Annotated in this window: 6 protein-coding genes; 4 read left to right on the forward strand and 2 right to left on the reverse strand. The window is 67.1% G+C overall.

What is annotated here, in order from left to right; translation table 11 throughout:
* Positions 1-33 precede the first annotated feature (33 nt).
* Together ABIE58_RS12790 and ABIE58_RS12795 are read left to right on the forward strand one after the other, a co-directional pair.
* Positions 34-846 carry a TIGR00282 family metallophosphoesterase gene (locus tag ABIE58_RS12790; protein ID WP_354545108.1) on the forward strand — a complete coding sequence of 271 codons (813 nt, stop codon included), beginning with the start codon at positions 34-36 and terminating at the stop codon, positions 844-846.
* A 75-nt stretch (positions 847-921) separates the two neighbouring features.
* Positions 922-1,662: a YebC/PmpR family DNA-binding transcriptional regulator gene (locus ABIE58_RS12795; RefSeq protein ID WP_354545109.1), complete on the forward strand. Its 741-nt coding sequence runs from the start codon at positions 922-924 to the stop codon at positions 1,660-1,662.
* Positions 1,663-1,727: 65 nt separating this feature from the next.
* Here the strand turns inward: ABIE58_RS12795 and ABIE58_RS12800 are convergent, their stop codons facing one another.
* On the reverse strand, positions 1,728-2,615 hold the full coding sequence (locus ABIE58_RS12800; protein WP_354545110.1) for a LysR family transcriptional regulator ArgP: 888 nt from the start codon (positions 2,613-2,615) through the stop codon (positions 1,728-1,730).
* Positions 2,616-2,705: 90 nt separating this feature from the next.
* Here ABIE58_RS12800 and ABIE58_RS12805 point away from each other — a divergent pair, with 90 nt between their 5' ends.
* The gene (locus tag ABIE58_RS12805) at positions 2,706-3,299 is read left to right on the forward strand and encodes a LysE/ArgO family amino acid transporter (RefSeq protein ID WP_354545111.1); all 594 of its coding nucleotides are present in this window, start codon (positions 2,706-2,708) and stop codon (positions 3,297-3,299) included.
* 97 nt (positions 3,300-3,396) lie between these two features.
* Positions 3,397-4,317, forward strand: a complete 921-nt coding sequence (locus tag ABIE58_RS12810; protein WP_354545112.1) for a DMT family transporter — start codon at positions 3,397-3,399, stop codon at positions 4,315-4,317.
* 24 nt (positions 4,318-4,341) lie between these two features.
* Here the strand turns inward: ABIE58_RS12810 and ABIE58_RS12815 are convergent, their stop codons facing one another.
* Complete coding sequence (locus ABIE58_RS12815) at positions 4,342-5,931, reverse strand: FMN-binding glutamate synthase family protein (protein ID WP_354545113.1); 1,590 nt, start codon at positions 5,929-5,931, stop codon at positions 4,342-4,344.
* Between the last annotated feature and the right edge of the window lie 325 nt (positions 5,932-6,256).

Raw genomic sequence — 6,256 nt, forward strand, 5'->3', positions numbered from 1 at the left:
CCCTTCGGGAAATCTGCGCCTAACAGGGGTGCCATGAAAATTCTGTTTCTTGGCGATGTGATGGGGCGCGCGGGGCGCGCGGCGGTGGCAGAGCGTCTGCCCGCGCTGCGCAAGGCTTGGGCGCTCGATTTCGTGGTGGTCAATGGCGAGAACGCCTCGGGTGGGATGGGGCTGACGGCGGCCCATGCCAAGGGGCTGCTGGAGGCTGGCGCCGATGTGGTCACGCTCGGCGATCACGCGTTTGACCAGAAGGACATGCTTCAGGAGGTCGAGCGCAACAGCGCCGTGCTGCGCCCGCTCAACTTTGCCAAGGTGGCACCGGGGCGGGGCGCGCGCGTCTTTACCGACGGGCGCGGGCGGCGTATTTTGGTGGCGCAGGTGCTGGGCAACGTGTTCATGCGCCGCGCTTATGACGATCCGTTCTCGGCCATCGACACGGTGCTGCGCACGCATCCGCTTGGCGGCGCGGTGCAGGCGGCGGTGGTGGATATGCATTGCGAGGCCACGAGCGAAAAGATGGCGATGGGGCATTTCTGCGACGGGCGGGCGAGCCTTGTGGTGGGCACCCATACCCATATCCCGACGGCGGACGCGCAGATCCTGCCCGGCGGCACCGCGTTTCAGGGTGATGCCGGGATGTGCGGCGATTACAACTCGGTGATCGGCATGGACAAGGCCGAGCCGATGCGCCGCTTTGTCGCCGGGATGGGCAAGGAACGTTTTACCCCCGCCATGGGCGCGGTCACGCTCTCGGGCACCTATGTCGAGACCGATGATGCCACCGGCCGCGCCACCCGCATCGAGATGGTGCGCCAGGGCGGGCGGCTATGCCAGGCGGGCCCATGAGGCTTTGGCCCGTTGCCCTGCGCCGATTGCGGCGATAAAAGACCCCAGTTTTCCCCTTATCCTGATGAGGACCACATGGCCGGCCACTCCAAATGGGCGAATATCCAGCATCGCAAGGGGCGGCAGGATGCCGTCCGCGCCAAGCTTTTCTCCAAGTTCTCCAAGGAGATCACCGTCGCCGCCAAGATGGGCGACCCCGACCCCGAGAAAAACCCGCGCCTGCGCCTTGCGATCAAGGAGGCCAAGGCGCAATCCATGCCCAAGGACAATATCGAGCGCGCCATCAAGAAGGCGCAGGGCGGCGATGCCGAGGATTACGAGGAAATCCGCTATGAGGGCTACGGCCCCGGCGGCGTGGCGGTGATCGTCGAGGCGATGACCGACAACCGCAACCGCACCGCCTCGAACGTGCGCTCGACCTTCTCCAAGAACGGCGGCAACCTCGGCGAGACAGGCAGCGTCGGCTTCATGTTCGAGCGCAAGGGCGAGATCACCTATCCTGCCACCGCGGGCGACGCCGACACGGTGATGATGGCCGCGATCGAGGCCGGGGCCGAGGATGTCGAGAGCGGCGAGGACGGCCATGTGATCTGGTGCGCCGATACCGATCTGGGCGAGGTTTCTACGGCCCTTGAGGCCACGCTCGGCGAGAGCCTCTCGACCAAGCTGGTGTGGAAGCCCACCACCACGACCGAGATGGACCTTGAGGGCATGGAAAAGCTCATGCGCCTCATCGAGGCTCTGGAGGATGACGACGACGTGCAGCGCGTCACCACCAATTTCGAGGCCTCCGACGAGGTGATGGCGCAGCTTTGACGCGGGCACCACGAGTATTTTTGGCAAGATGAAGCGGGGGCGCGTCGGCAGGCCGGTAATCGCCGTCACATCGGCGGCAACAGTCCCGCCCTTGCCGCACGGCGCAGCGCGCGGGTGAGCGGGGCCATTGCCGCGCCCAGAAGGCGGCTCGACTGCCAGTAGAGCGGCGTGTCGAGCGGGCAATCGGCAACAAGCGCCGCCAGCGTGCCGCGCCGCAGGTCACGCGCGATCAGCGGTTCCGGGTTCATCCCCCAGCCCAGCCCTAGCCGCGCGGCGGTGGCAAAGCCATGCGCCGAGGGCAGGCGGTGACAGGGCGGGCTGAGCGCGGCCCCGGTGTGGCGCGTGATCCAGCGGTGTTGCAACTGGTCGCGGGCATCGAATTGCAGCATCGGGGCCCGCGCCAGCGCGGCCTCGTTCACCCCGCCCGCGAAATGCCGGGCGATGAAGGACGCGCTGGCCACGGCGATGTAGCGCAGCCGCCCCAGCGGTGTCACGTCACAGCCGGGCAGCGGGGCCGCGCGCGAGGTGATCGCGCCCAGAACCTCGCCGCGCACAAGCCGGTCATGCGCGGTGTCCTGATCGTCGATCACCAGATCGAAAAGCTGCCCGTCGAGCGCCGCCAGCGCCCCGGGCAGCCATGTGGCAAGGCTGTCGGCATTGACGGCAAGGCGCAGGCGGGTCTGTGGCGGCGGTGCGAGCGCGGCAAGGTCGCGTGCCAGATGCGCCTCCAGCAGCGCCGCCTGATCGGCATGGGCCGCTAGCCGCTCGCCCGCTCCGGTGGCCGTGCAGGGGGCACCGCGCCGCACAAGCTGCGCGCCGACGCGGCTCTCCAGCGCCTTGAGCCGCTGCGAGACCGCCGATTGCGTAACCCCCAGCCCCCGCGCCGCGCCCTCGAAACTGCCCGATTGCAGGATGGCGCGCAGCGTGGCGAGGTGATCGGCGGGTAGCGTCATTATCAAACCTGATTTGGGATTAGATAATTGAGTTTGAGTAATGCACCGCGCACCGTTAGGCAAGCGTCACGCAACAGGGGAGACGGGCCGATGCAGGCAGGGCTGGCGGGGTACGCGCTCGGGTTGTCGCTGATTCTCGCCATCGGGGCGCAGAATGCCTTTGTGCTGCGGCAAGGCTTGCGGCGCGAGCATGTGCTGGCGGTGGTGCTGGTTTGCGCGCTCTCGGACGCAGTGCTGATCGCGGCGGGGGTGGCGGGGTTTGGCGCGCTCACCGCGATGGTGCCGGGGCTGGAGCGGGTGATGCGTTATGGCGGCGCGGCGTTTCTGCTGGTCTATGGCGCGCGCGCCTTTTCGGCGGCGTGGCGCGGCGGCGCGATGCTGGAGGCGGGCACGGGCGCGGGGGGCTTGCGCCGCGCGGTGCTGACCTGTCTTGCGCTCACGTGGCTCAACCCGCATGTCTATCTTGATACGGTGGTCCTGCTGGGGGCGGTGTCGGCGCAATATGCCGACCGGCTGGCCTTTGGCGCGGGCGCGGTGGCGGCGAGTTTCACCTTTTTCTTTGCGCTGGGATATGGCGCGCGCCTGCTTGCGCCGCTGTTTCGCCGCCCGGCAAGCTGGCGGCTGCTGGATGCGGGCGTGGGCGCGGTGATGTGGGCGATTGCCTGGGCGCTGCTCGCGGGCTGAGCTATGTTTTATCCGGGACAGAGTGTTGCAGCGTGAGCATGGCTTTGCGGGCCGCACCCGCTCGACAGGCCGCGCAGGCCGTGACTTAATGCCGCCCATGAGCGCGCGGGAGGGGACATCGTCCGACACCATCGCAGGCCCCGGTTGGGGCGTGTTCTGGATGGTTGTGACGGGGCTTCTTTTCGTGGGGGTGACGGCGCTCGTGAAGGTGCTGGGCACGCGCGTGCCCGCGCCACAGGCGGCGTTCCTGCGCTATGCGATGGGGCTGGTGTTCCTGCTGCCGCTACTTGCAACGCTGCGCGACCTGCGGCTTGAGCGGGGCACATGGGGCCTGATCGGCGCGCGGGGCGCGTTTCACACGCTTGGCGTTGCGCTGTGGTTCTATGCGATGGCGCGCATCCCGATCGCGGATGTGACGGCGATGAATTACCTCTCGCCGATCTACGTGACGCTGGGGGCGGCGCTTTTCCTCGGCGAGCGACTGGCGGCGCGCCGGATCGTGGCGGTGGCGGTGGCGCTTGTTGGTGCGCTCATCATCCTGCGCCCCGGCTTTCGCGAGGTGGGCACCGGGCATCTGGCGATGCTGTTCACGGCGGTGTTCTTCGGCGCATCCTACCTGCTGGCCAAGGCGATCTCGGGGCGGGTGAGCGCGGGCGTGGTGGTGGCGATGCTGTCGATCACGGTCACGCTCGGCCTTGCGCCGCTGGCCTGGGCGGTATGGGTGCCGCCGACCTTGTGGGAATTGGGGGTGCTCTTCGCGGTGGCGTGCGTGGCAACGGCAGGGCATTACACGATGACGCTGGCGTTTCGCGCCGCGCCGCTCACGGTGACGCAGCCGGTGACTTTCCTGCAACTGGTCTGGGCGGTCGCGCTGGGGGCGCTGGTCTTTGGCGAGGGGGTGGATGTCTTCGTGGTGCTGGGCGGCATGGTGATCGTTGCCGCCGTCAGCTTCATTTCCTGGCGCGAGGCGGTGCTCAAGCGGCGGGTGACGCCGCCGGTCTCGGCGACGAAGGTCTGAGCCGCGCCTGCCGGGCCGCCTGCCTCAGGCAAAGGCGAAGGTATCGGCGCGCGCGCGATCCCAGTATTTGGCAAAGGCCGGGTGGCTTACGTCGCCCGAGAGCAATTCACCCGGCTCCAGCCACAGATACTGGCTCGCCGCCGAGCGCACCTCGCGACTGCTGACCCGGATCATGAGGTGATGGGGGGTGAACTCCTTCGGGCTGGTGAGGCCGGAGGATTCCACCGCCTCCTTGAGCGCCACCATCGTGTTGCGGTGGAAATTGGCGACGCGTTTGTATTTGTCGGCCACGACGAGGGCGCGGTAGCGGCCCGGATCCTGCGTGGTAACGCCGGTGGGGCATTTGCCGGAATGGCAGACCTGCGCCTGAATGCAGCCCACCGCGAACATGAAACCGCGCGCGATGTTGCAGCCATCCGCCCCGAGCGCGAACATGCGACACAAATCGAACGCGCTCACCAGCTTGCCCGAGGCGGTCAGATGGATACGCTCGCGCAGCCCTATGCCCACCAGCGTGTTATGCACCAGCATCAGCCCCTCGCGGATGGGTGCCCCCTTGTGATCGGCGAATTCCGCCGGGGCCGCGCCGGTGCCGCCCTCGGCCCCGTCGATGGTGATGAAATCCGGCGTGATCGAGGTGGCGTGAAATGCCTTGGCCATCGCGAAAAATTCCCACGGGTGGCCCACGCAGAGCTTGATCCCGATGGGCTTGCCGCCTGACAGATCGCGCAGCCTTGCGATGAAGGCGCACAGCCCCTCGGGAGTGGAAAACTCCGAATGGCCCGGCGGGCTGATGCAATCCTGCCCCACGCGCACGCCGCGCGCCTCGGCGATGGCCTCGGTCACTTTGGCACCGGGCAGGATGCCGCCATGGCCGGGCTTGGCCCCCTGTGAGAGCTTGATCTCGATCATCTTGACCTGATCGTCGGCGGCGGTGGCGGCGAAGGTCTCGGGGTCAAACGCGCCCTCGGGCGTGCGGCAGCCGAAATAGCCGGAGCCGATCTGCCAGATCAGGTCGCCGCCATGTTTGCGGTGAAACCGCGAGATCGAGCCCTCACCGGTGGTATGCGCGAACCCGCCGATCTTCGCCCCCCAGTTCAGCGCCTCGATCGCGTTGGGCGACAGCGCGCCATAGGACATCCCCGAGATGTTGAGCGGCGAGGCGGCATAGGGCTGCGTGCAATCCGGCCCGCCTATGGAGACGCGGAAATCATGGCTGTCGAGATGCGTGGGCGCCATCGAATGGTTGATCCATTCATGGCCGATCTCGTTGACGTTGCGCAGCGTGCCGAAGGGGCGCAGCCCCTCGATGCCCTTGGCACGGCGATAGACAAGCGCGCGCTGCTCGCGGGAATAGGGGGTCTCCTCGTGGTCGCTTTCGAGGAAATATTGCCGGATCTCGGGGCGGAAATGCTCGAAGACAAAGCGCAGCCGCGCCGAGATCGGATAATTCTTGAGCACCGCGCTGCGGGCCTGAAAGAAATCGTAAAGCCCGATCAGCGCCACGATCCCCGCCACCCCGGCGATCAGCCCGCCGAGAAACGGCAGCCATGCCGCGAGGATCAGGCCCGCCGGTATCAGGAAAATGCTGATGACAAGTGGAATATACCGCAAATCCCCCTCCCAAGGTTCTGACGTAGTGCCACCACTGTGGCAGACCGCGCCGCGAAAACGCGAGTCATTTCTGCATCAAATTGAGGCAGGTGGGGCGTTGTCCGCGTCGGGGATATGCGTCAGCACGAGGATCAGGCCGGGTTGTGTCCCCTCTCATCACGGTGGCGCGGAGGATGGGTGCGCGGAGCGTGACGGGGGCGAGTGGCGTGTTGCTGCCATTTGCCTCCTGTCCCCCGCGCGGAATCAAGCAACCGTCTCAGGACGGCGGGTTTGGTTGCCATGGCGTGTCGCGCTTGAGGACGGTGTTGGCGAGGAGGATGAGCTT

The sequence above is a fragment of the Roseovarius sp. MBR-78 genome (genome assembly GCF_040547535.1).
In the GTDB taxonomy this organism is placed as follows: Bacteria; Pseudomonadota; Alphaproteobacteria; order Rhodobacterales; family Rhodobacteraceae; genus Roseovarius.